The sequence below is a fragment of the Caenispirillum salinarum genome (assembly GCF_044803115.1).
GTDB classification, from domain to species: domain Bacteria; phylum Pseudomonadota; class Alphaproteobacteria; order Rhodospirillales; family Rhodospirillaceae; genus Caenispirillum; species Caenispirillum salinarum_A.
In genome coordinates this window covers 2,763,172-2,787,184 of record NZ_CP085224.1, presented here as the reverse complement: position 1 = coordinate 2,787,184, position 24,013 = coordinate 2,763,172, and the positions used below count along the sequence as shown (strand labels likewise).

General features: G+C 67.7%; 25 protein-coding genes. 15 read left to right on the top strand and 10 right to left on the bottom strand.

Annotated features, from left to right (window positions below):
* Nucleotides 1-73 precede the first annotated feature (73 nt).
* Nucleotides 74-484: a helix-turn-helix domain-containing protein gene (locus LG334_RS12735; protein WP_404378622.1), complete on the top strand. Its 411-nt coding sequence runs from the start codon at nt 74-76 to the stop codon at nt 482-484.
* Nucleotides 485-582: 98 nt separating this feature from the next.
* On the opposite strand, the gene LG334_RS12730 is transcribed toward LG334_RS12735, so the two are convergent.
* The gene (locus LG334_RS12730) at nt 583-1,254 is read right to left on the bottom strand and encodes a thermonuclease family protein (protein WP_404378621.1); all 672 of its coding nucleotides are present in this window, start codon (nt 1,252-1,254) and stop codon (nt 583-585) included.
* A 340-nt stretch (nt 1,255-1,594) separates the two neighbouring features.
* Between LG334_RS12730 and LG334_RS12725 the strand changes: the two genes are divergently transcribed.
* Both LG334_RS12725 and LG334_RS12720 read left to right on the top strand, forming a co-directional pair.
* Nucleotides 1,595-1,723 (top strand): hypothetical protein, encoded by a 129-nt coding sequence (locus tag LG334_RS12725; RefSeq protein WP_404378620.1) that lies wholly within the window; start codon nt 1,595-1,597, stop codon nt 1,721-1,723.
* A 492-nt stretch (nt 1,724-2,215) separates the two neighbouring features.
* Nucleotides 2,216-2,677 carry a hypothetical protein gene (locus LG334_RS12720; protein WP_404378619.1) on the top strand — a complete coding sequence of 154 codons (462 nt, stop codon included), beginning with the start codon at nt 2,216-2,218 and terminating at the stop codon, nt 2,675-2,677.
* A gap of 453 nt (nt 2,678-3,130) precedes the next feature.
* Here LG334_RS12720 and LG334_RS12715 read toward each other — a convergent pair whose 3' ends face one another.
* Complete coding sequence (locus LG334_RS12715; RefSeq protein ID WP_404378618.1) at nt 3,131-3,985, bottom strand: WYL domain-containing protein; 855 nt, start codon at nt 3,983-3,985, stop codon at nt 3,131-3,133.
* 128 nt (nt 3,986-4,113) lie between these two features.
* Here LG334_RS12715 and LG334_RS12710 point away from each other — a divergent pair, with 128 nt between their 5' ends.
* The 6 genes from LG334_RS12710 to LG334_RS12685 all read left to right on the top strand — a co-directional run bounded on the left by LG334_RS12710 (nt 4,114) and on the right by LG334_RS12685 (nt 13,820).
* Nucleotides 4,114-5,838: a hypothetical protein gene (locus LG334_RS12710; protein WP_404378617.1), complete on the top strand. Its 1,725-nt coding sequence runs from the start codon at nt 4,114-4,116 to the stop codon at nt 5,836-5,838.
* Complete coding sequence (locus LG334_RS12705; RefSeq protein WP_404378616.1) at nt 5,819-6,580, top strand: hypothetical protein; 762 nt, start codon at nt 5,819-5,821, stop codon at nt 6,578-6,580. Before LG334_RS12710 ends, LG334_RS12705 begins: the two co-directional genes overlap by 20 nt.
* Nucleotides 6,568-10,977, top strand: coding sequence for a hypothetical protein (locus LG334_RS12700; RefSeq protein WP_404378615.1), 4,410 nt, complete (start codon nt 6,568-6,570; stop codon nt 10,975-10,977). The genes LG334_RS12705 and LG334_RS12700 overlap by 13 nt, the downstream gene beginning before the upstream one ends.
* Nucleotides 10,974-12,074 carry a Wadjet anti-phage system protein JetD domain-containing protein gene (locus LG334_RS12695; RefSeq protein WP_404378614.1) on the top strand — a complete coding sequence of 367 codons (1,101 nt, stop codon included), beginning with the start codon at nt 10,974-10,976 and terminating at the stop codon, nt 12,072-12,074. Before LG334_RS12700 ends, LG334_RS12695 begins: the two co-directional genes overlap by 4 nt.
* A 611-nt stretch (nt 12,075-12,685) precedes the next feature.
* The gene (locus tag LG334_RS12690; RefSeq protein WP_404378613.1) at nt 12,686-13,192 is read left to right on the top strand and encodes a Dps family protein; all 507 of its coding nucleotides are present in this window, start codon (nt 12,686-12,688) and stop codon (nt 13,190-13,192) included.
* A 67-nt stretch (nt 13,193-13,259) separates the two neighbouring features.
* The gene (locus tag LG334_RS12685) at nt 13,260-13,820 is read left to right on the top strand and encodes a hypothetical protein (RefSeq protein WP_404378612.1); all 561 of its coding nucleotides are present in this window, start codon (nt 13,260-13,262) and stop codon (nt 13,818-13,820) included.
* Between the two features lie 75 nt (nt 13,821-13,895).
* On the opposite strand, the gene LG334_RS12680 is transcribed toward LG334_RS12685, so the two are convergent.
* Together LG334_RS12680 and LG334_RS12675 are read right to left on the bottom strand one after the other, a co-directional pair.
* Nucleotides 13,896-14,591 (bottom strand): DUF1013 domain-containing protein, encoded by a 696-nt coding sequence (locus LG334_RS12680; RefSeq protein ID WP_404378611.1) that lies wholly within the window; start codon nt 14,589-14,591, stop codon nt 13,896-13,898.
* Nucleotides 14,592-14,697: 106 nt separating this feature from the next.
* Nucleotides 14,698-15,690 (bottom strand): NAD(P)H-quinone oxidoreductase, encoded by a 993-nt coding sequence (locus tag LG334_RS12675; protein WP_404378610.1) that lies wholly within the window; start codon nt 15,688-15,690, stop codon nt 14,698-14,700.
* 96 nt (nt 15,691-15,786) lie between these two features.
* On the opposite strand from LG334_RS12675, the gene LG334_RS12670 reads away from it, so the two are divergent.
* Both LG334_RS12670 and LG334_RS12665 read left to right on the top strand, forming a co-directional pair.
* The gene (locus LG334_RS12670; RefSeq protein WP_404378609.1) at nt 15,787-15,975 is read left to right on the top strand and encodes a DUF1192 domain-containing protein; all 189 of its coding nucleotides are present in this window, start codon (nt 15,787-15,789) and stop codon (nt 15,973-15,975) included.
* Nucleotides 15,976-16,017: 42 nt separating this feature from the next.
* Nucleotides 16,018-16,800: a 3-hydroxybutyrate dehydrogenase gene (locus tag LG334_RS12665; RefSeq protein ID WP_404378608.1), complete on the top strand. Its 783-nt coding sequence runs from the start codon at nt 16,018-16,020 to the stop codon at nt 16,798-16,800.
* 289 nt (nt 16,801-17,089) lie between these two features.
* On the opposite strand, the gene LG334_RS12660 is transcribed toward LG334_RS12665, so the two are convergent.
* Nucleotides 17,090-17,551 (bottom strand): DUF411 domain-containing protein, encoded by a 462-nt coding sequence (locus LG334_RS12660; RefSeq protein ID WP_404378607.1) that lies wholly within the window; start codon nt 17,549-17,551, stop codon nt 17,090-17,092.
* 177 nt (nt 17,552-17,728) lie between these two features.
* Here LG334_RS12660 and LG334_RS12655 point away from each other — a divergent pair, with 177 nt between their 5' ends.
* Together LG334_RS12655 and LG334_RS12650 are read left to right on the top strand one after the other, a co-directional pair.
* A complete protein-coding gene (locus tag LG334_RS12655; protein WP_404378606.1) occupies nt 17,729-18,004 on the top strand; it encodes a hypothetical protein in 276 nt (91 codons plus the stop codon).
* A gap of 69 nt (nt 18,005-18,073) precedes the next feature.
* Nucleotides 18,074-18,343, top strand: a complete 270-nt coding sequence (locus LG334_RS12650) for a hypothetical protein (protein ID WP_404378605.1) — start codon at nt 18,074-18,076, stop codon at nt 18,341-18,343.
* Between the two features lie 31 nt (nt 18,344-18,374).
* Here LG334_RS12650 and LG334_RS12645 read toward each other — a convergent pair whose 3' ends face one another.
* Together LG334_RS12645 and LG334_RS12640 are read right to left on the bottom strand one after the other, a co-directional pair.
* Entirely contained in the window at nt 18,375-18,812 is a 438-nt protein-coding gene (locus tag LG334_RS12645; protein WP_404378604.1) for an ArsC/Spx/MgsR family protein, read from the bottom strand.
* Between the two features lie 3 nt (nt 18,813-18,815).
* Nucleotides 18,816-19,010, bottom strand: a complete 195-nt coding sequence (locus tag LG334_RS12640; protein WP_404378603.1) for a hypothetical protein — start codon at nt 19,008-19,010, stop codon at nt 18,816-18,818.
* A 33-nt stretch (nt 19,011-19,043) separates the two neighbouring features.
* On the opposite strand from LG334_RS12640, the gene LG334_RS12635 reads away from it, so the two are divergent.
* Nucleotides 19,044-19,427: a 2Fe-2S iron-sulfur cluster-binding protein gene (locus LG334_RS12635; protein WP_404378602.1), complete on the top strand. Its 384-nt coding sequence runs from the start codon at nt 19,044-19,046 to the stop codon at nt 19,425-19,427.
* A 100-nt stretch (nt 19,428-19,527) separates the two neighbouring features.
* Nucleotides 19,528-19,731, top strand: coding sequence for a YqaE/Pmp3 family membrane protein (locus LG334_RS12630; RefSeq protein WP_009542739.1), 204 nt, complete (start codon nt 19,528-19,530; stop codon nt 19,729-19,731).
* Between the two features lie 136 nt (nt 19,732-19,867).
* Here the strand turns inward: LG334_RS12630 and glcF are convergent, their stop codons facing one another.
* The 3 genes from glcF to LG334_RS12615 are packed head-to-tail and all read right to left on the bottom strand — an operon-like array spanning nt 19,868 to nt 23,897.
* Nucleotides 19,868-21,163, bottom strand: coding sequence for a glycolate oxidase subunit GlcF (gene glcF / locus LG334_RS12625; RefSeq protein WP_404378601.1), 1,296 nt, complete (start codon nt 21,161-21,163; stop codon nt 19,868-19,870).
* A gap of 4 nt (nt 21,164-21,167) precedes the next feature.
* Nucleotides 21,168-22,403, bottom strand: a complete 1,236-nt coding sequence (gene glcE, locus LG334_RS12620; protein WP_404378600.1) for a glycolate oxidase subunit GlcE — start codon at nt 22,401-22,403, stop codon at nt 21,168-21,170.
* Between the two features lie 6 nt (nt 22,404-22,409).
* Nucleotides 22,410-23,897: an FAD-linked oxidase C-terminal domain-containing protein gene (locus LG334_RS12615; RefSeq protein WP_404378599.1), complete on the bottom strand. Its 1,488-nt coding sequence runs from the start codon at nt 23,895-23,897 to the stop codon at nt 22,410-22,412.
* Nucleotides 23,898-24,013: the final 116 nt, after the last annotated feature.

The following is a 24,013-nucleotide window of genomic DNA, read 5'->3' as shown; positions in this document are numbered from 1 at the left end:
TCCGAACGAGGTTGACGCCGGCACGTTATGGCTGTATCGCAGCTCGATGAAATCTTCATGCGGAGCGTCGGCCATGGCGAGCGGGGACCAGGCGGAAAGGCCTCTACTTTCGGCGAAGGAGTTCGGAGCGGATCCCGTCGATGTTCACATCGGGCAGCGTCTCCGCTTGCGGCGATCGCTGCTAGGACTGACGCAGGACGAACTGGCGCAGCGGCTCGGCGTAACGTTTCAGCAGATCCAGAAGTACGAGCGCGGGGTCAACCGCATCAGCGGTAGCCGTCTCTTCGACGCCGCCTGCGCGCTTCGTGTCGCCGTGGGCTGGTTCTTCGAGGGCATCGGGCGCGACGTCGTCGAGCAGCGCCTGCGTCGGGCCGAACGGCAGTCCACCGAGGCGCTCGAACTGGTTTCCGTCTTCAACAGGCTCTCGCCGGACCAGCGCCAGTCCGTTCTGGCCTTTCTCCGCGCGATGAGTCGGCGCACGTGAGGCTCGTCGGAACACCGTTCCTGTGGCAGGCGAACACGCGGCCGTTCCAGGAGCCCGTGCGGCCCCGCCGGCTTATCTAAAGCGGCCCCTCCCCCCTGTCAGGGCAGGCTTTCGCAGGCGCGACCGTCGCCGTCGCGGTCCAGGCGGTGAGGGTCGCCGGGACCCGCGTCTCGAACGAATGCCTGAGCTTCAGCCTGCGTGCGGAAGTCGCCGCAATCCCTGTCCTTCGCGGTGCTGCCGCCGCGGCCGCGCGAAGCTGCGGCATCCCCCGCCGACGCCCCCGGGATGGCGAAACGAGAGCGTTCTCCGCGCCGCCAATCCCACGGCGCGTCGAACGCCATGGCCCAGAGGCCGCGCCGCTCGCGCCTGGCGATCCGTTCCTCCCCGACGTAGTCGCGGCTATACTTGCGATAGGCCAGCGCCAGTCCGGAGCGGACCATCCAGGCGTTGATGTCAGAACTCCCGACGTAACAGACGGCGATGAGGCGCCCGTAGCGGTCGGTTTCGTCGCCCTCGCACCGGACCAGGCGTCGGTCGACGGTTTCGTGGAGCTGATTGGCGGCATGCTGGCCGCAGCGCCGGACGGTCTGTCCGTCCAGGCACGTCTGGGCGCTCTCCGGCGCGTCGATACCGTGAAGGCGGATTCGCTGTCCGCGGACTTCGAGGGTGTCACCGTCTATTACGGAAGCCCTCCCAACGAGGTCGGCATTCGCGGGAGCGGGCAGCGCGACCGCCGCGCCAACCAGTGCAGCCAGAATCGCGGATCTCATGCGGTCTCCAGTCGGAACGGTATGGGCGGAGGTGGGCGGCCCTGGCGTTGCCGCAGATTACGGAACGGATTTCGTCCGGGCCAGTACTTTCCCAAAAGAGGAACTTACGCTGCGCCACTAGGCGATCCCGACGGGTGAGCCGGCTCCGACGGTCGCCGACGCGAAGCCCAATTCCGCCCTTGCGCCGCAGGAACATTTACGGAACAATATGTGACGAGCGCACCTGAGAAGGCGCGATGCTGCTCGATAGATCGGCATCCGTCCCAGAGGCCGGAAGCGTGAGCTGGGGAAGCCGCTCGGGACTACTGGCGTGGCGCCGGCTTCCACCGGAGTGCTGGACATGAACAGGATCAAGACGATCGGCAGCGTCCTCATCCTCGTCGGCGATGACGGCGACGGCATGCTGTTCGCGCGTCCGCCGTCCAGAGCGTACACGACGCGACTGATGATCCACAGGCGGTGCTGCTGACACTACCCGGCCGCGAGAGCGTGCGCGTCGAGGTCGCGATGGAGTTTTTTCTCGAATGCTGGCTGATGGCGTTGATGCCGGGGCGAACGCAAAGCGATCGGCCTTGGCCCCCGGAAGGCCATGAAAGGCCGTCGCCGTAACAAGGCAGGGGGCGATGGAGGAGCGGATCCGCAGAGGGAGGCAGTTTCATGCGCATGAATCTCTCGCCTACGAAGACGGCGGACGTCGCCCGGCCCGTGGGGCCCGAGGCCGTCCGGCTGCATCCGTCGGAGGACCAGGGGGCGGACGGCGAAGACGGCGATCAGCGCTGCTGCCGATCGAGCGCATTGAGGCTCGTGAGAGGCCGCCGCCATCGTCGCCCGCCGAGGCGTCGCAAACGGTGCGCGCGGCACCGGTGCGAGATCGCGACGGGACGTCCTGCCGACGGGCTCGCTGCGGAAAGAGAATGTCATGGCTAGGGCTCTTCCACGGCCGCTCGACCCGGTGCGCCGGATGGAGGCCCACGCCATTCTCGATCGGCTTCTCGACGACGCCTCCGACGTCTTCGACCGCGCCGATGCCGCTCGCTTGGTAGGTCTCATTCCTGCGGAGCGGCGGTCCCGGTGGTGGCCGACCTTTGAGTTCCTCGGGCGCTGGTCGGGAGGAGCCACACGAGGTGCCGCGGCAGGCGTGGGCGACGTGTCCCTCGAGGACGGCGAGCAGGCGGTGGAATTCACCGCCGGAGGCGACGTCCTATGGCGCATCGGCGGCTACAAAGTCACGCATCGCCACGGCATCCTGACGATCACGCAAATGATGCGAGAGGATGACGGTCCCGAATGTCATCTCCGGTATCGGGGGCAAGCGGACCCGCACGTCCTCGAGATCGTGGTGGACAGAGCCGTACGGTTTGGCCCCGTCACCTTCACCGTAGGGCTTCCCCAGGTTTGGAAGAGGCCCGCGACCGCCCGCTGAGCCGCGGCGATTGCGAAGGTGCCGAGCGACCGAGGCAGGCTTCGCGCCATTCCGCGTTCGAGCCGGACGACGTGCGCCTTGGCGTCCCCGTTGTCGCAACAGCCGCAGTGCACCTCCGCCCTTCGACCCCCTTTGGATCGGAAGCAGGTGATCGGCTTACGACGGCTTCCGGCGTGCGGCTACTCGGTGACATCCGGTCCACCTTTGACTGCGCCCGCCGAATCGAAGAATACCGGAGCCGTCGGATTCGTCGGAATCCTCCGCGACCTTGTCCGCGATGGCGCACCCGCCGGTCGGATCGACGAGAAGCCTCGACATGCTCGGCGGCCTTCAGCGACTTGAGGACGGTTGCGGTGTCGGCTGGCACAGCAGAGGCGCAGGCGTGATCTCGCCGGGGTACATCCGGACGCCCTGACCGCCAACGCTCCGCGGCCAGTTCGTTACCCCCGGTCGTCAGCCGGCTCCCGTTGCCGCCGCGACGAGGGCGTCGTACGCCGCCTGGTCCTCAGGAACGATTGGCCTGTTGACCGGCGGCATTTCCGAGAAGGACGAGTGGAGCAGCAGGCGGGCGTCCGCATACAGTAGCATCGCGTGTCTGACAGGATAAACCAGCTTTCCGCCCTTCATGCCGTAATCCATCTCGACCGCTCGCCTCTTGCCGTCGGGAAAGGCGGGATTCGGCACCAGCGCCAAATGCTCAATTTCGAACCACGCCGTGTCCCCGTCGGGGTCCGCGTGAGACGGCCCGGCGTCCGTCGCCCCGGCCATGCGGCCGAGCACGAAGTCGGCGAACCGCTGCCGGTCGTGGTCGTAGGCGCGCGCATGGAAGCGCATCCCGTCCGTCGCCAGGGCATGCGGAGAGAGAACCTTGTCCCTGCGGCCCGACGACAGCGAGTAGTATGTTACCGCGAGCGACCGCCGGCCGATGATCGCGCGGACGACGCTTCGAGCGATCGCCAGGTCGACGCGCCGCGACACCGGCGTGAGAAACCCGAGGTCCATGACGTCGTCCGCCGTCATAGGATCGCTCCTCATGAGGTTCATCAGCCCGTCCATGTCGGGCCGCGTCAGGACCGCCTTCATTCCTTCGGGCGCCACGAACGCACGCTCCTTCGGGTCGTAGAGGACTGGAGCGGACTGCATCCCCCTGTAGCGGGCAAGGTCGGCCGACGCCTGACCCTTGGAGATGCCGAAGCGGACCATGAGGTCGGCCCCGTTGACGCGCCCGGTCCAGAACAGGCGCTCCTCTACGTAGACGAGTCGCTCCGTGCGGCGGACGTTGAGATCGGAAGGTTGAGTGTCGGACAACGAAAACTCCGGGTGACTGGGCCCCCTGGGCGACATCGGGCGGATCGCGAGAGTAGAACCGTTCGCGGAGCTTGACAACGTTGCGTTCGAAAAGTCATATGGGTTCAGTTTTCGAACGGAGAGCGCTTATGGACGGCGGAGCCGGACCCGGCTACGGAGGGGGACCCACGCTGCATCAGCAGCTCAGTTCGCGCGTCGTCTCGGACTTGATGGAGCGTCCCTCCCTTGTTCAGATCGGAGACGCGGAGGGGCTGCGATCGCTTGATCACGGTACCCTGATCCTCGATGCGGTCCTCTACGTGATATCGCGGATCGGCTTGGCGTCGGCATCGGCGGGATACGCCCTCGAAGGGGCCACCCGGGAGGAGGTGCAGACCTACATGGTCGGGCGCATCGAGGCCCAGGCCTCCTGGTTCGGCCTCGCCGTCGGCCGTCCGGCGGCGGACGCCTACGCGCAGCGCACCTTGGACCGCCTCCTGAACCATGGGGGGCAGCGCATCGACCGGACCTACCGCCCGTTCGGCGGGACGAGCGTGTTTACCTACCGCCTCCTCGAGGAGCGCTTCGGCGCCGACGGCCGCACCGCCATCGTCCGCGCCACCGAGGTCGCGGCGAACGCGCTTCTCAATTCGCTCTCCTTCGACGTCACGGACGTCAATGCGGCGGTCCGACTGATGATCCAGCACCACCTCGGCCACGGCAACTACGACCGCATGTCGACCTACCTCGGCGGCCAGTACAACGTCGCCATGGCCTTCGATGCGCAGCTCAGCGCCGCCCTGAGCCGCGTCTTCTACCAGATCCGGCGGACTTCGTGGTCCGACCTGGAGTCGACGGTCGAGGACGTCAGGCGGGAGTCGCGCGAGGCCATCGAGCAGGACGAGAAGCTCCGCAAAGGCCTCATCGACGCGCTTCACGAGGCCGCCGAAGATGATCGCGAGCGGATCAGGGACCTCGACAGGCTGGGATCCCGCGCCTTCCGCAAGCACGCCGAAATCAGCGGCAAGGCGGTGACGCTCCACGAGGAGTTCATCCGCCGCAAGTCCACCGTGGGGTTGCGGCCGCCGCCCCGAACGAACATGCGCGACTTCGAGAGCGACATTCTTCTGCCGCTGCTCGGGGCGCCCGCCGACGTCTTCGGCGACCGGAGCTTCGACCTTCTCGAGATGCTCGGCACCATGAGCGCGCCGTCATCCGCCGATCCCGTCCACTGGATCGGCAGGCTGCTCTCGATCCGCAAGGCCGAGCCGGATCCGTCATCCGCCGATCCCGACTCCGACTACGCCGAGGAAATCCAGTCGGACGAGGACAACCTCTTCGACGCCGATGACGAACTGCGCGTCGACGACCTGCTTCTGACTTACGGCAAGGAGGCCGATGGACCGTTCTGTCTGTCGGAGTTCCTCCTCCGTCTCGAGGAGGCCGGCGAAACGGAACGCATCCTCTACCTCGCGTGCCTCTTCGCGACCCGCATCTTTCTCGAGAAGTCCCGTCGCTGGTCCGTCTCGGCCGACGAGGACGCGGACCCGCCGGACCGGCCGATCGTCGATGACGACGGGCTCCTGCGCGGCCCCGACGGAGAACCGCTCCTGTTCCGCTCGCACCGCGACGCCGCCCGCTTCGTCGCAGACCTGAGCCTGGGTCACGCCGTCGAACCGGAGGCGGATGCGACCCGCGAGGACGTTCTTCTTCTGCGCGCCAACGGGAAGTATCCGACCGTCAGGCCGCTCGGAGGCGGACGCGTGGCGACCACCTCCGTCATCTGCACCGACTTCCGTCTTGAGCTGCTCGACCCGGAGGCTCCCAACTACGAAGACTCGGAGGAGGACCAGGATGACATCGATGACCGATAGCGTGTTCGCCGCCCTGGACCCCGACGAGTGCAGGGCGCTCGGGAGGGACATGGCCGAACTTCTCCTCGCGGGCCTCAAGGGCGGCGACTGCCGCGAGGTCCGACCACACTTGGCACGGTACGACGCCGACGCCGGATTCCGCAACGCTTTTCGGGGGCTCGTCGAGGCGCTCGGAGGCGACGTCCTCGACAACGACCCCACCCTGGGCATCGTGATCGGGGTCTCGACGTCGACCTCGCCGCTGCTCGACAGGGTGGAAATGAATCTCTCCGCGAAGGACCGACGACTGATGGGTGTCGCCATCGCCGCAATCCTGGCCCTCTACTACACAGAGGACGTAGAGACGGATCCGACCGCGGTGCCGCGGCCGCTGTCCGTCGAGGACGTGTTCTCCGCCGTCGCCGAGATCGTCGACACCATGAGGGCGGCCGCCCGCAACGGCGGTTCCGACGACGAGATCGAGATGTGGCGGGTCGTGGAGGAGAACTTGTCCCTCGAGCCGACCCCCAAGGGCCGCTACACGGCGGGTTCGGTGGCCTACGCGATCGACAAGGCCTTCAGGACCCTCGAGAAGCGAAGACTGGTGAAGGAACGCCAGTGCCGCGAAGGACGCACGGAATACCAGGCAACGCTGCTTCTAGGGGTCTTCGTGCGCGAGCGCCTCAATCACCACCTGTTCATCGAAATCCGCGCGGCCCTCTCCGGCCGTTCGGTGAAAGGAGACCGTCCATGCCCGCAATGACCGCGATCGCCATGAACGGCGTGGGCGTCCCCAAGGCCCGCTTCGCGGGCTTCCGGATAGACGTCATGCGAGGCCTAGTCCCCGCCGATGCCGTCCTTCTGCGCCTTCAGAACGGCGGCGGCAAGACCACCATGATCACGTGTCTCACGGCGATCTACGAGCCCGACGTCAACCGCCTCGAGAAGGACGGCCGCAAGGTCTCCGACCTCTTCGCAGACGGCAGGATCGGGATCGTCGCCATGGAGGTGACCATGCCGGGCCCCGCACAGGCGGACCTCGTCGACGGACCCCGACGTCGCGTCGTCGGATTCGCCGGACGCGCGCGACGCACCGAGAGCGGCGGCATGGACTTCGAGCGCGTTTACTTCTCCTTCATCGTCACGCCGACGACCCGCATGGACGCCCTCCCCGTCGAGCGCGGCCGCATCAGGCCAGCCAGCGTGAAGAAGTTCACGGACCTCCTGGAGGAGATGAAACGCGCGGACCCGGCCTGCGACCTCTTGCACACCCGGGTGCAGGGCGAGTGGCGCGACTTCGTCGAGCGGGAGGTGCGGATCGACCTCGCCTCCTCCATCCACTTCATGCTGAACCTGAACAAGCGGGAATCCGGCGCGACGTCGGAGATCCTCAAGCGGTTCCGCACCGACGAGGACTTCCTCGACTTCATCCTCACGCCCATCGTCGGCTCCGCCAACGACCCGGGTCTCGTCGAGACGGTCCGGGGTACGCTCCGCGGGCACGCCGAATACCATGCGAACCGGTCGCTGCGCGAATTCCTCGGGGGGTCGGTCTCCCACATGGAGCGGATCGCGAGAGCCCATGCCGACCGCGAGGCGGCGGAGGCTGCACGCAGCGAAGCTCTGCGCCTTTACGCCGATATCGCCGCCGCGATCGCGGCGCGCACCGCCGCGTTGCGGAACGAAAAGACCGCCGCCGAGGCTGAACGGACGTCCGTTCGCGACCACATCGCAGCGCTCACCGAGCGGCTGGGCCGCGAGAGGAAGGAAAGGAACTGGATCGAGCATCGCGGCCTCGAACTCGCGGCCGAGAAGACGCGAGCCGCCGCGAAGGAGGCGGAGGATTGCCTGACCGCCGCCGACCTGGCGGAGAAGCGCCGCGCCGCCGAGATCAAGGCCGCCGCCATCATCACCCTCGACGACAGCATCGCCAAGCTCGACGACGAGATCGAGCGCGAGGCCGCGCCGCTGGCTAAGGAAAGGCGGGCGCTCGCCGATATCGGAGGCCGCGCCGCAATCCTCCTCAAGGGGGTCCTGGCGGAGGCCGTCGCCGAACGGGTCGCCGCGGAATCCGAGAGGGACGCGGCACGGGACCTCGAGACGGCCGCCCGGGAAAGGCTCGCCGCGAACGCGCAGAGCCTGAAGTCCGCCGAGGGGCGTCTGGCCGACATCTCGGCGGATGAGCAACGAGCCGCCGACGCCTACGCCCGCCTCGTGGCCGCCGGACATCTCGCCGAAGGCGACGACGCGCGGACGGCGCGCGACGAGGCCGACAGCCACAGGAAGGCCACCGACGGGCGGCGGTGGAACGCGGAGGGCGCGCTCCACGAGGCGCAGCGCGTCGAAGCCGCCGCCGGCCGCGAGCGCGACGACGCCGATACGGGCCTGGCCGGCGCGGATGCGGCACTACGGGAGGCGGACGACCGCCTCGCGCGCTTCGAGGCGTTCCGGGGGACCGTCTCCGAGCGCCGATTCGTCCAGTTCATCGGCGGCGACGCCCCCGATCTCTACGATCCCGCGCTCCGCGACGCGGTGGACGCGGCCCGCCGACGAAACGAGACGGAGGCGGGGCGACTGGCCGACGCGGTACAGGAGAACCTGCGGATCGTCGACGTCATCGACGACGACGGCCTTCTGCCGCCGACGGAGGAGGTCGACCGGACAATCTCCCGCCTCAACGAAAAGGGGATCAACGCCCAATGGATGCCGCGCTATCTCGTCGAGCATGAGCGCTCTCCCGACGAGATCAGGGCGGCGCTGGCCGCCGACCCGGCCAAGTTCAGCGGCGTCCGCGTTCTCGCGGCCGACCCCGACGCGGTCGAGGTCGCCCTCCGGAACCTGTCGGGCGACCCCTCCATCCGGGTTCCCGTCTTCGTCTCCGCCGACGGACGCGTGGGCGACGCGCGGGCCGACGCCGTCGCCGTGGTCACCCCCACCCCGGCGACCTACGACCGCGAGGCGGCCGACGCCGAACGCTCCCGCATCATCGGCCGCATTGAGGAGGACGGGAGGGCGATCGCGCGGCTGGAGGAGGACGCCCGCGAGGCGGCCGGCGATCTCGCCGAACTGGACGCGTTCGTGCGCGATCATCCGCGGGGCAGCGACGCGCGGCTCGCGGCCGAGGCGGACGAGGCCGAAACGGCGCGCGAAAGGGCAGTCGAGCGACTTCACGCCGCCGAAGCCGCGCTCAGCCGGCGCACGGAGGCCACTGCCCTCGCGGCCGACGCGCTCGAGAAGGCAGAAGAGGCCGCCGCCGCCGCCGTCCGCCGCCTCGACGCGCTCTCCGCCTACGTGACCCGCTGGAGCGAGGTGCTCGATGAGCTCGCGGCGGAGAGGGAGAGGATCGCGGCGGCGACCTCGCACCTGCGCGAGGAATCCGAGGACCTCAAGGCCGAGGCCGCCGCCGACGCCGCCCGTGCCCGCGACGCCGACACCCGCGCTCGCTCGGCGGACCGCCGGCGCGAGGACGCCGATACGCGTCTGCGGGCCGTCCCCGAACGGGACCCGGAGGCGTCCCTGCGGCCGGACGACACGGTCGACGCCCTGATCGAGGCCTACCGCATCAAGGCCGATCACGTGCGCCGCATGGAGGTCGGCGGAGACGCCGTCCTCGCGCGCGATCGCGAGGCGGCGGCGCGCCAGGAAAAGGCCGATGAGTACCGCGCCGTCCACGCGCCCCTGAACGACCTCGACGAGGTCATCGCCGACCTCAGGTCCGACGGGCGCAGGCCCCGGGAGAGGGATATTGAGCCGCTAAGCGAGGCCGTGCGCCGCGCCACGGGGGAGCACGAGGTGGCGAAGCGCGACGCCGACGCCGCGGCACGGGAGGCCCGGGAATTCGCGGTCGAGAAGGAGCTGTCGCGACCCGACGACGCCCAAGGGTACGACGACCCGGAGACCTGCAACTCCGCAGTGGCGCTCCGCAACGACGTGGTCTGCGGCCTGGAGCGGGACGGGAAGGCGTTAGAGGGGACCCTGTCGGGCACTGAGGTCGCGATCGAGCGCATTTCGGGAGAACTCGCGGCCTGCGAGCAGCAGTCCCGCGGGATCGCGAACACCTGTCGCCACTACGACCTGGTCGTCGCGGACGGGCCCGACAGGCCGGAGACATCGGTCAGGGACCTTATCGAGGGGGAGGAGGACCTGAAGGACCGCATTCGGGTTGCGGCGAGCCGCCTACAGGAGGCGGACAGGGCCGTCCAGCGTGCGATCCGGAACCACGCCGACTTCGTGACCACCTACGCCGGCAACCGCCTGGTCGCCGAGACGGTGGCGGCGCTCGACCTGCGTGCCGACGAGTCCCTCGGCGGCCGCGCCGCCGGTCTCGTGGACACGGAGCGCGACCTCGTCAAGTCCGTAGAGCAACGCCTGTCGGACGCCGAGCAGGACATGGAGAACTGCCGCAACGTCATCTGGGGCTACGTCGACCGCATCCACGACCGCATCCGGTCCATCGAGAAGCTCAGCGTAGTTCCGGCGGGGATGGGCGAATGGTCCGGCAGGGCGTTTGTCAAGGTCGACCTCGCAAGGGAACTCCGCGACGGGCACGCCGACGTCCTAAAGACCCGCATAAGGGCCTGGCTCGAAGAGACCATCCGGGATCAGGAGGCCGGGAAGCCGCCGCCGGGCGACTACGTGACCCTGATTAAGAAGATCGCGAAGCGCGTCTTCGGCGCCCGGAGCGAGCGCGCAGGCGTCGCCGAAGAGGAGAGCAGGCGCCTCGTGTCGTTCCGCACCCTGCGGCCCGCCACCGACTGGAAGGTCGAGTACAACCCGGTGTCTGACCTCCAGAAGTTCTCCGGCGGTGAGAAGCTCCTCGCCACCCTGATCCTGTTTTTCGTGCACATGCGCGTCGGCATGGAGGCGCGCGGCCGCGCCGGTGGCGACGGCATGTTCCTCCTGCTGGACAACCCAGTCGGCGAGATGAACCACTCCAAGCTGGTGCGGCCGGCGCTGGACATGGGCGCGAAGATGGGCATCCAGATGATCGGTCTCACGGGCATCAACGACAACTCGGTGATCGGGATGTTCCCCTTGCAGATCGCCATCCGCCAGCGCCGCACCGCCACGGCCTCCTACGCCGAGGTGACCGACGTCGAACGGCCGGATGGCGCGACGAACCAGAACTCCCACGAATTCGGAAGACTTCAATTGAGATGATCGACGACGATGCCGAACTTCCCGATTCCCTCGTCGACATGTTCTGGAGCGAGGTCAGGGCGGCCTTCCCGGAGCGGCGGCGCATTCCGTCGACGGACGCCGTCCCCGTCGCCGCCCGTGTGATACGGGAGACGGGCCGCAATGACTGGACTCCGCGCCGCTTCCTCGCCTGCGCGGCCGAAAGTCTCAGCCGGCGCGGCCTGACGGAACTCCCTGCGAGCCGGAACCTCTGGGACCCGTCGGTGCACCCGCCTCTGCCCGCCTTCTTCAGAAACACGGCCGCCGGTCCGCGCCTCGACCGCCCCGCCCACCGGGTTGAGCACCCGTGGCACGAGGCGCTGGAGTTCCTCGCGGGCGAAAAGGCGCTCCGGAACGCCGACGACTGGCTCGCGATCGACCGCTGGCTGAAGCGGCACGGGCGCGGAGCGGATATGGCCTCCATGCGGGAACGTTCGTATCAGATATTCGGCGACGACAAGCGCCTCGAGAAGGTGATCGCCCGGAAGGCTTTCACGGATGGGCGCTTTCCGATCGGCCTCCTGCGGATCGAGATCGTTCCGGAGCCGCTCGTCGCCCGGTTCCGACCCGACGCTCCGGGCCGGCGGGCCCTTCTCGTCGAGAACAAGGACACCTTCCGGAGCGCCTGCGTCGTCAACGCGGATACGCGGACCTTCTCGTGCGTGATCTTTGGCGGTGGTGGCGCGGCATCGGCGAGGATGAGGGGCGTTCGCGACCTTCTCGAGCAGGCTCCCTTCGACATCCTTTTTTACTTCGGAGACGTCGACGCCGAGGGGCTTCGCATCGCGGCACGGACCGAAGCAGCGCTGGCCGATGCGGCTCCGGAGGTCGCCTTCATGCTCGCCGACCCGCTTTACGAGGCCCTGAGCGGCCGCAGGGGCATCGGGTCGTTCGGTCGCACGGGCGGCACCGTGATGGAGTTCCTCGAACGGCACGGCATGGCGCGCCTCGTGGACCCGGAGCGCGGCCGCATCCCGCAGGAGGCCCTTACGCGCGCCGATCTGGAGCGGCTCTTCCTCCAGATTTGCGAGCGCGAATGTCCTGACGGCACTTGTCGCTCCCTCGCACGCCATGACTGAAGCGGCGGCCGGCCGATGCGTCTCCCGCGTCACGGCCGCCACTGTCAAACGGAGGCCGGATAATCTCGAAAGCGATCTTTCCTCCAGCGGCCACGTTCGCACGGAGAAACTCGACCGGCGCCGCGCCATGCAGCGATTCAAATTGAGCGATACGTGAAACCGTAGCCTCGTCGATCGGCAAGACCGGCCGACCACCGTCCATGACGGCTTGTGAACCTGCATGGTGTGACCGAGACCATCCCTCCGAAGCAGACAAGGCAGTGATATCGCTATCGGAGAAGATAACTATTTCTACTTCTTAGGCGCATCCAATAATGGATATTCCATAATATCAGTGACTTCCAGCGCCCTCTTTATGAAGACAACTATTATTTTCTTACAGCGGGTCTGCCTTCGCCTACGAGGTGCGAAATGTGGACCAGGAGGTGGTCATGAGCCTGCGCGGCGCCAACGGCGTACCGGCCGACAGCCCGTTGTTCGACATGCTGGCCTGAGCCGGTCGTCCGATTTTATCGTGATCCGCCGCGGCGGGCCCTCCCGTAGCCCCGGGCAGAAAGCGGCCGGCACCCCGGTGCCGGTTGTCCTGTCGAACCGAGCCGCGAGGAGGCATTATGCCCGACGACACGCCGCTGACCCCCTCCGCCGAACGCATGGACGTGCGCATCGGCGTTCCCGAGGAACACCGCAAGCGCCTGGCCGACGGCCTCGCCAAGGTTTTGGCCAATTCCTACGTGCTGCTGGGCAAGACCCACGGCTTCCACTGGAACGTCACGGGCCTCCAGTTTCACAGTCTGCACGAAATGTTCGAGGAGCAGTACCAGGACCTTCAGGATGCCGTCGACGAGGTCGCCGAGCGCATCCGGGCCCTGGGCTTTGTCGCGCCGGGTTCGTTGTCGGATTTCCTGCGCATGTCCGACATCGTGGACACGCGCAAGGCGCCCGATGCCATGGACATGGTCCGCCAGTTGGCCGAGGACAACGAGGCCCTCAGCCGCGCCTGCAAGGATGTCGTCTCCCTCTGCCATCAGGCGGAAGACACGGTGACCGAGGACCTCATGAACGGGCGCATGGCGGCTCATGACAAGACCGCCTGGATGCTCCGGGCCACCGCGGCCTGATCGCCGCGCGACCATGTGGATGTCCGTGGCGCCGCCTTGAACGCTGGGCGGCGCCACAATCTTTTTCATGAAACAGAAAATTCTGATGGTCCTGATCCACGGGCGCGACGCAGCACGTAAACTCAGCATCCGTGTGGAGACATCGATCATGATCGACGACCCGTTGATCGATCTTGCAGCGAAGCTGGAGCAGGCCCTCGTGCTTCTGGACGAGGAGGTGGAGGACACCGACCGGCGCGTGAGCATGCACCCGCTTGTCAGCCGCGCCCTGGACGCGGCGCGTCGACGCTATCCTGGCGTCGCGGCCTTCTACATCTATCAGAGCCTGGGCGAGGCTTTGTCCTGGCGAGACGTGCCCAGGTCGGCGCTGCGCGACGCGCTGATGGAGATGGCGGTCTCGGCGCGGGGGCTGACGCGCTGGACCGGGGCGGACGTACCGCACGACAGCCGGGAGGCCGAGAAGGCCCTGGACGACGACGGCACGGGTTTTCAAGCAGCCCCGCCGGCGTCGCTGGACCTTGCCGGGCTGGAGACGGCGTTGCGCCGCCTGGGCGAGGATGTTCTGCGCGAGCCCGTGCCGCCGCGCCTGCTGAAAACCATCGTCCCGCCGGAACCCGACGGGGCATGACGCAGGAATAAGAAAAGCCGCCCCGATCGCGGGGCGGCTTTTTCCACGGTCGGTCGGCGCTGTCGGCGCCGGGCCTTATTCCTCGCCGGGGGAGCGGGACTCGAACACGTCCTCGGGGTTGATCTCCTCGGGCTCGGGCGCCTGATCGCCGTGCTGCGCGTCCCGGCCGAACACCTGCTCGATGCTGGGCTCGTCCATCTGCACGGGCTGCACCTCGGGCTCGGGCGCGTGTTCGGCTTCAAGCTGCTTGCGGCGCGGGGCGGCGATGATGAGCGCCTTTTCCAGGTCTGGCTCGCTGCACAGGCCCAGCGTCACCGGGTTGCGCGGCTTGATTGCCGCCGAGTTCCAGTGGGTGCGGTCGCGCACCGCGTTGATGGTCGGCTTGGTAGTGCCGATCAGCTTGGACAGCTGCGCGTCCGACAGCTCCGGGTGGTGCTTGAGCAGCCAGGCGATGGCGTCCGGGCGGTCGTGGCGCTTGGAGACGGGCGTGTAGCGCGCGCCCTTCGACCGCTGCTGCGGCGTCGGAATGTCGCTGACGCGCAGCTTCAGGCGGGCGTCGGGATTCTTCTCGCAGCGCTCGATCTCCTCGCGCGAGAGCTGCCCATTGGCGATGGGATCGGCGCCCACGATGCCGGTCGCGACCTCGCCGTCGGCAATGGCCTGCACCTCAAGCTCGTGCATGCCGCAGAACTCGGCAATCTGATCGAACGTGAGGGCCGTGTTCTCCACCAGCCAGACGGCCGTTGCCTTCGGCATGAGCGGCAGCGCCATGGGACTTCCTTCCAAACAAACGGGTTGGGGTATGAATGCGAAATGAGACTGTTCGTTTACGGTATTCCGCCGCCAGACTCAACCGCCATGCGCGCTGGGCAAGGGCTCAGTCGCCGGTGGTCAGCATGATCTTGCCGATGTGCGCGCTGCTTTCCATCAAGTGGTGAGCCTCGGCCGCCTGGGCAAGGGGAAAGACCTTGTGGATCATCGGCTTGACCCTGCCCTGGTCGAGCAGCGGCCAGACCTTCGCGCGCAGGTCCTTGGCGATGGCCGCCTTGTCCTCGGTGGGGCGCGAGCGCAGGACGGAGCCCGTGAAGGTCAGGCGCTTGAGCATCATGGGCATCAGGTCCACCTCCACCTTCGATCCTTTCAGAAAGGCGATGGAGACGTGGCGCGCTTCCGGCGCCATGGCCTTCATGTCGCGGCCGATGTAGTCGCCGCCGACCATGTCCAGGATGACGTCGACGCCCTTGCCGGTCTTTTCGCGCACCACCGAGACGTAATCCTCTTCCCGGTAGTTGATGGCGTGGTCGGCGCCTAGGTCGCGGCAGGCCTGGCATTTTTCATCGGAGCCGGCCGTGGCGAAGACGGTGGCGCCGAAGGCCTTGGCAAGCTGGATGGCGGTGGTGCCGATGCCGCTGGTGCCGCCGTGAATGAGGAACGCCTCGCCGGCCTTCAGCCCTCCGCGCTGGAACACGTTGTGCCACACGGTGAAAAAGGTTTCCGGCAGGGCCGCCGCCGACAGCATGTCATACCCCTTGGGCAGCGGCAGGCAGAGGTCGTCGGGCGTGGTGGCGTATTCGGCATAGCCGCCGCCCGAAAGCAGCGCGCAGACCTTGTCGCCGGGGCTGACAGAGGTGACGCCCTCGCCGATGCGGTCCACGGTGCCGGCCACTTCCAGGCCGGGAATGTCGGAGGCGCCCTTGGGCGGCGGGTAGAGGCCCTGGCGCTGCATCACGTCGGGCCGGTTGACGCCGGCGGCGGCGACGCGGATCAGCACCTCGCCGGGGCCCGCCTCGGGCAGGGGGCGCGTGGCGGGTTTGAGCACGTCGGGTCCGCCGGGCTCGGCGATCTCGATGCATGACATGGTGGGCGCCATGATGGGGTCCTCCTGCTTGTGTTCCGGGGCCTGTTGTCTGGTAGTGTGTCCGACACCAGTTCGGCAAGCGCCGACTTCACTCGCGGAGACAACGCCATGGTCATCAATCCCGACGATCTGGAACCCAAACGCCCGGTGCCCAAGGCCCTGGACCTGGAGGGCATGTCGATCGAGGGGCTGGAAGAGCACATCCAGGACCTGGAGGCGGAAATCGCCCGCACGCGCGAGGTCATCGGACGCAAGAAGGCGGCCCGCGAAGGCGCCGAAAGTTTCTTCAAGAAGTAAACACGTCACCCCAACGCTTTGACAGGAAAGGAGGACGCACAGGTGCTGAAAGGCAAATCGGCGGTCGTGACCGGATCGACCAGCGGCATCGGGCTTGCCATTGCCCGGGCGCTGGCCAAGGAAGGCGCCAACGTCATGCTCAACGGATTCGGCGACGCCGCCGAGATCGAGGCGGCGCGCAAGGGCATCGAGGACGAGTTCGGCGTCCGTGCCCTCTACCGCCATGCCGACCTGTCGGACGGGCAGGCGGCGCACGACCTGGTGGCGGCGGCGGAGGCGGACCTGGGCGCCGTCGACATCCTGGTCAACAACGCCGGCATCCAGCACACCGCGCCCATCCAGGATTTCCCGGTGGAGAAGTGGGACGCCATCATCGCCGTGAACCTGTCGTCGTGCTTCCACACCATGCGCGCGGCCATCCCCGGCATGCAGACGCGCAACTGGGGCCGCATTATCAACACGGCCTCGGTCCACGGGCTGGTCGCCAGCAAGGACAAGGCGGCCTACGTGGCGGCCAAGCACGGGCTGGTGGGCATGACCAAGGTGGTCGCGCTGGAAAACGCTCAGCACCACATCACCTGCAACGCCATCTGTCCCGGCTGGACGCGCACACCGCTGATTCAGGCCCAGATCGATGCGCGGGCGGAGAAATTTGGCGGCGACGAGGACGCGGGCATCCGCGACCTGCTGAGCGAAAAGCAGCCGTCCCAGCGCTTCGTCATGCCCGAGAACCTGGCCGCCATGTGCGTCTTTCTGTGCTCGGAAGCCGCCGACGGCATCACCGGCGTTTCCCTGCCCATGGACGGCGGCTGGACGGCGCAGTAGCCCCTGCTTTGGCGCGTCCGGGGCAGGGCGGCGGGCACGTATGTTGACCGCAGCCTTCACTGGGGTGACGGGTTTCTTGCAATGACAACAAGCGGATACCCGTCATTCCTGCGAAGCAGAAATCCACATATGGTCCTAACCATCCTGCGGTGCCCTCGTCGGGAAAACGTCGGCGGATTTCTCTACAGCCTCGAAAGCTGGCATCCACTCCTGCCGCCAGCCACCCGCACACGCAAAAAGGCGCGCCATCAAGGGGATGGCGCGCCGTCTTCACGTTCCAGAAAAGGCGTCAGTTGCGGCTTTCGTAGACCGTCGTGTCGCCATCCGCCTCGAATGTGACGATGTCATAGGGCTCGGTATAGCCGCCCTGCTCCATTCCGGGGCTGCCGACGGGCATGCCGGGCACGGCGAGGCCCTTCGCGCCCTCCGGCGCGTCCTCCAGGTAACGCGCCAGCGTGTCGGCGGGCACATGGCCCTCGACCACATGGCCGTCGATGGTGGCCGTGTGGCAGGATGCCAGCTCATCGGGCACGCCGAACATGCCCTTCACGAGGTGCATGTCCTGGGTCTCGCGGACCTCCACGTCAAAGCCGGCGGCGCGGGCGTGGTCGACCCAGGCGCCGCAGCAGCCGCAGTTGGGGTCCTTGTAGACGGTCATGGTGCCGTGCTGTGCCGGCTCGGCATGCAAGGCGGAAATGCCCAGGCCGAGCGCCAGGCCGGCGGCGGACAGGATGGCGGCGGGTTTGCGCATCGTCAGAATCTCCCATGCGGGCCGGGTTGGCCCCGGCGTCTTCCGGCAACATAGGTAGCCGTTCCAGTCGGTGGAAGGTCAAGACGGTCTGGTCCGAGTCGCGGCGTGGTTTTCCTTGCGCGCAAACGGCGCAGCCGACGACACTGTCGCCCCGTTGCAAGAACCGGAGAGCCGCCCATGACCGCCCGCGACCCGAAGCAGACCGAGCCCACGGCGGCGCCGCCCGCCGAATACGGGCCGCCGCCCTTCCTGAAGGCGGTGGTCATCGCGCTGGTGGGGGCGGCGCTGGCCTTGACGCTGGAGTTGATCTTCGGCGGTGTGGAGCCCCGGTGGTGGCGGTCGCTGGGGATCGGCGTCGGGCTGGGACTTGGTTTCCTCGCCTATGAGGTCTGGATTCGGCGCCGCCGCAACATGATCTCGGAGGGGCGGGACCCGGACGCGCCGAAAGGCTGACAAGCCCGGAAATGATCCTTCGGGAGGGTCGCGCGTAGGTTTCCAAACGCATCGCCGAGGATGAGCCTCATGCCTCAGAACCTGCCTCCCGCCCCCGAACCGGATCTCGGTCCGCCGGCCTGGCTGAAAAGCCTGGTCATCGGCCTGCTTGTCGCATCGGTCGAATTGACGGCGGAGCTGATGGTCCTTGGCCCCGCCGCCACGCCTTGGCTGTCGCTCACGCTGCTGTGCACCACCATGCTGCTGGCCCGCACGGTGTTCTCGGTGCTCGAACACAAGCGCCGCGAAGCTTGGAACGCCCGCCGGGACGGCGCCGGGCAGGCGGCGGAAAGCCGCTAGTCGGGTCCGCCGCCCCGTCGTCAGATCGCGCTCAACTCGCCTTCGGGAACTGGTGGTGGCCGTGGTCGCAGCGGCCCTGCGCGTGCTTCTCGTCGCACGACGGGCCCTGGGCCTTGGGCCGCAGACCGATCCACTCATCCACCGCCACCGGATCGAAGCCGAATCGCATCTCGCCCTTGGCTGCCATGAGCGGGCGGCGGATCAGCGTCGGGTCGGCGATCATGTGGGCCAGCGCCTTTTCCGGCGTCTGCGCGTCCGGGTCGATGGCGTTCGTGCGCACCTTGGGGTGCAGCTTGTTCAGCCAGGTGTTCACCGGGCGGCTGGCGAAAAAGGGCCGCAGGGTGTCGGCCGTCCAGGGCTCGGCCGTCAGGTCGCGGACCTCCAGCGTGTGGCCCGCGGCCTCCAGTTGCTTGCGCTGGCGCGCGTTGGCCGGGCAGTCCGGCTTGCCGTAGAAGACGATGTGCGTCATCGATCAGGTCTCTTTCATCATGAGGCGCGCGGCGCCGTCGCCGGTCGAGCCTGGGGGCACGCTCGGCACCGTCGACGCGTCCGCATGACGGCATCCTTGATAACCCGAAAAATGATGAGATAATAGGCCCTGCCGCGCCTGCGCCCAAAAAATATGCAAATCCTTGGCGACTCCCCTCAGGACCGGCGAGACGTCCATATTCCCGGACCCCTGGAGCGCATGAGGTTTTCCATGGCGAACGTCACTTTTTCCAGCCCTGCCATGCCGCGAGACGCCACCGTCTACGCGGTTGCCGGCGACACCTCCACCATCCTGGCGCTCGCCAAGCGCCACGAGATTCCGATTCCCCTCCAGTGCCAGGACGGCGCGTGCGGCGCGTGCCTCGTCAAGATCACGACGCTGGGCGACAAGAAGCCCATGGCGATCACGCTGACCGACAAGGAAAAGCTGACGCTCTCCGTCAACGGCAAGCTGACCAAGGACCAGTTGTACGAGGCCGAGACCAACGACGTCCCGCCGCCCTACCGCCTGGCCTGCCAGTATATCGTCCGTGACGAGGACATCCTGGTGGAGTTCAGCGGCGAGCCGGGCGTGGAGATCGAACTGCGGCGCTGACGGCGCGGGCTTGCGTTCAGACTCGGCAACCCGCGAACACGGTGGGGCCTCCGGCCGTTACTATGCCGACTTGCAAACGCACGGAATCACGGAGGTTCCCATGGCCGACGGACGCCACAACACCGGCACCGGCGATAGTACCGGTGGCGACATCATCCGCATCATCCTGGCAATCATCCTGCCGCCGCTCGGCGTGTTTTTCGAGGTCGGGCTCGGCAAGCACTTCTGGATCAACGTGATCCTGACGATCCTGGGCTACATTCCGGGCATCATCCACGCGCTGTGGGTGATCATCAAGAAGTAGCCCGGCTCGCCGATGAAGAAAAAGGGGCGCCGGTTTCATGCCGTCGCCCCTTTTTTTGTGCGGCCCACCGAAAGCCGGGATCCGCCTCCGGTGTGACCCAGCCTGCCGCAGTCCTGTCAGCGGTGCCTCGCGGGCTTCAGGCCCCCGTCATCCCCGCCGGCTTCGGTCCGCCGTGGGCCCAATCCAGAAGCTCCACCGTGTGGACGATGGGGATGTGGGTGCCCTGGCCGATCTGGGTCATGCAGCCGATGTTGCCGGCGGCGATGACGTCGGGCTTTACCGATTCGATGTTGGCGCATTTGCGCGCCAGCAGCTTGCCCGCGATTTCCGGCTGGGTGAGGTTGTAGGTGCCCGCCGAGCCGCAGCACAAATGCGCCTCCGGCACGTCCTTCACCTTGAAGCCCGCCCCGCTGAGCAGTTGCTTGGGCGGCAGCTTGACCTGCTGGCCGTGCTGGAGAGAGCAGGCGGAGTGATAGGCGACCGTCAGGCCGCTGACGTCGATCTTGGGCTCCGGCAGGTCCAGGCTCGTCAGGAATTCGCTGATGTCCATGGTCAGGCCGGACACCTTCGCCGCCTTCTCCGCCCATGCCGGGTCGCGCGACAGCATGTGGCCGTAGTCCTTGACCGTCGTGCCGCAGCCCGAGGCATTGATGACGATGGCATCCAGGCCGTCGCCCTCGATCTCCTTCATCCAGGCGCGCACGTTGTTCCGCGCGTAGTCCTGGCCTTCGGCTTCGCGGCCCATGTGGTGGACCAGGGCGCCGCAGCAGCCGGCCTCCGGCGGCGCGACCACTTCGATCCCCAGGCGGTTGAGCAGCCGCACGGTGGCGTCGTTGATGCGCGGGTCCAGCGCCGGCTGCACGCAGCCCAGCAACAGCGCGACGCGCTTGCGGCGCGGTCCGGCGGCCTTGAAGGTGCCCGGCTTGTTGGTCTTCGTCATGGGCGGCAGCTTGCCCGGCGCCAGCTCCAGCATTGTGCGCAGCTGCTTGGGCATGATGCCGGCGAAGGGACGGCCCAGGCGCGCGGCGGTCATGGCAGCGCGGAAGCGGCTGGTGTTGGGCATGACGAAGGCCAGCATGGCGCGCGTCAGGCGGTCCATGGGCGGGCGAGTGTAGGTCTCCTCGATCCGCGCGCGGGCCTGGTCGACCAGGTGCATGTAGTCGACGCCCGACGGACAGGTGCTCAGGCACGACAGGCAGGACAGGCAGCGGTCGATGTGCTTGACCACCTTTTCACTGGCCGGCTTGTCGTTCTCCAGCATGTCCTTGATGAGGTAGATGCGCCCGCGCGGGCTGTCCAACTCGTCTCCCAGCAGCACGTAGGTGGGGCAGGTGGCCGTGCAGAAGCCGCAGTGGACGCATTTCCGCAGGATGGAGTCGGCCTCCTGGATTGCGGGGTCCTGGAGCTGTTCAGGCGTGAACTTCGTCTGCATGAAATCAGAGTCCCTCGGCCATGCGGCCCGGATTGAGCACCCGCGCCGGGTCGAAGTTGTCCTTCAGGCGGCGCGACAGGGCGGCCAGTGGCTCGGGCTGGGGGTGGAAGACGGGCACGGCGGCGCGCACGTCCGCCGCGGCGCGTATCAGCGTCGCATGACCGCCGCCGGCGTGGGCGACGGCGTTGCGTACCCGTTCGGCCTGCCCGGCCACATCGCCGTTCTCCAGGCTGAGCCACACGAGGCCACCGCCCCAGTCGTAGAGGCAGTCCACGGTGCCGCCCTGGCGGCGCAGGGCGTCGACCACGCCCGGCCCTTCGGTTGGCGCGACGGAGATCCGCCACACCGGGCGGTCCAGCGGCTCGGTCAGCGGTTGGACATCGCGCACGGCGGCCCAGGCCAGGCGGCTCTCGCCGGGGCCGACTTCCACCGTCTCGCCGAAGTCCGCCAACTCCTTGCACAGCGCCTTGGCGCGATACTCCACCGATGGGCCGGGGCCTTCCACGCGGATCAGGGTGACCGACGTCCCGCGCGAGGACACGGCCCCGGCGTCGCAGGCGCTGGCAGCGGAGGCGGGCAGGTGGGCGGCGCCCGAAACCTCATGGCTGGAGGTGAGCGCCCGGCTCATGCATTTGGCCGCGTCGGCGTCGGAGGCGCCCAGGACCAACACGGTCCGCGTATCCTCGGGCGCAGGCAGGACCTTGAGCGTCAGCTCCGTCATCACCGCCAGCGTGCCGTAGGAGCCCGCCAGCAGCTTGCACAGGTCGAAGCCGGTGACGTTCTTCACCACCTTGCCGCCGGCCTTGAAGATTTCCCCACGCGCGCCGACCGCCTGGCAGCCCAGGAAATGGTCGCGCGCCGCGCCCACCTGCACCCGGCGCGGCCCGGCCAGGTTTGTGGCGACCAGCCCGCCCAGGGTTCCCCGGCCGGGGTCGCCGCCCAGCAAGCCGGTCAGGTCCGGCGGCTCGAACGCAAGGTGCTGCCCCGCCTCGGTCAGCGCGGCGTAGACGTCGGTCATGGGGGTGCCGGCCTTGGCGGTCAGCACCAGTTCCGGCGCGCTGTACTCGGTGATGCCCGACAGGCGCGAGAGGTCCAGCGTCGTGCCGATGTTGACGGCGCGGCCCAGCCTGGCCTTGGAGCCGTGTCCCTGGACGTTGAGCGGTGTCTGGCTGTCCACCGCCCAGGCGACCATGTCGCGCACCTGGTCGGCGGTTTCGGGGGTGACGATGTCGGTGGTCATCGGGCCTCAGAAACGCGGGATGTCCGGGAACGGCAGGCGGCCGCCGGTGACGTGCAGCTTGCCCAATTCGGCACAGCGGTGGAGCGTGGGGTAGACCTTGCCCGGGTTCACCAGGTGGTCGGGGTCGAAGGCGCACTTGATGCGCTGCTGCTGCTTGATGTCGTCCTCGCCAAACATCACCGGCATCAGGTCGCGCTTCTCGATGCCGACGCCATGCTCGCCGGTCAGCACGCCACCGACCTCCACGCACATGGTCAGGATCTCGGCACCGAAGGCTTCGGCCTTTTCAAGCTCGTCGGGCTGGTTGGCGTCGAACAGGATCAGCGGATGCAGGTTGCCGTCGCCGGCGTGGAAGACGTTGGCGACGCGCAGGCCGTACTTGTCGGACATCTCGCGCATGCGCCGCAGCACCTCGGGCAGCGCCTTGCGGGGGATGGTGCCGTCCATGCACAGGTAGTCGGGGCTGATGCGTCCGACGGCAGGGAAGGCGGCCTTGCGCCCGGCCCAGAAGGTGGCGCGCTCGGCATCATCGCGGGAGACGCGAAGTTCCGTCGCGCCGTTATCCTTGGCGATCTGCTCCACCCGCTCGATCAGGTGCCCGACCTCCGCCGCCGGCCCGTCCAGCTCGCAGATGAGCAGCGCCTCAACGTCCAGCGGATAGTTGGCGTGGACGAAGTCTTCCGCCGCTCGGATGGCGGGCTTGTCCATCATCTCCAGCCCGGCGGGGATGATGCCGTTGCCGATGATGTCGGCCACGCAGTCGCCGGCCTGCTCGTTGGACGGAAAGCCCATGAGGACTGCCTTTGCGGTCTCGGGGCTTTTCAGGATGCGGACCGTCAACTCGGTGATGACGCCCAACATTCCCTCGGACCCCGTGACGATGCCCATGAGGTCGTAGCCGCCGGCGTCCAGGTGCTTGCCGCCCAGGCGCACGACCTCGCCGTCGGGCAGGACCATTTCCAGGCCCAGCAGGTTGTTGGTGGTCAGGCCGTATTTCAGGCAGTGCACGCCGCCGGCGTTCTCCGCCACGTTGCCGCCGATGGAACAGGCGATCTGGCTGGAGGGGTCGGGCGCGTAATAGAAGCCCTCGTGCGCCACCGCGCTGGTGATGGCCAGGTTGGTCACGCCCGGCTGTGCCACCACGGTGCGGTTGTCGAAGTCGACGTCCAGAATCTTGTTGAACTTGCCGAGCCCGATGGTCACCGCGTCGGCCAGCGGGAACGAGCCGCCCGACAGCGACGTCCCGGCGCCCCGCGGAACGATCTTCACGTTGTTTTCGTGGCACCAGCGCATGATGCGGCTGACCTGTTCCGTCGTTTCGGGCAGGACGACCAGCAGCGGCAGTTGCTTGTAGGCGGTCAGGCCGTCGCACTCGTAGGCCTGAAGCTCGTCTTCGTCGACGATGACACCTTCGCCGGGCACGATGCGGCGCAGGGCCTCGACGATTTCCGACCGGCGGGCGATGGTGCCCTGGTCCGGCGCGGGCATTTTCATGCCGGCTCCTCCCTGGTTGATGCGGCCGCGTCGTTTCGGCGGTCCTTGTGGACATCATATGGGGGAAGGGGGTGCCGAAACAATGCCGAGCAATGCGTTAAGGCTTTATGCTCACC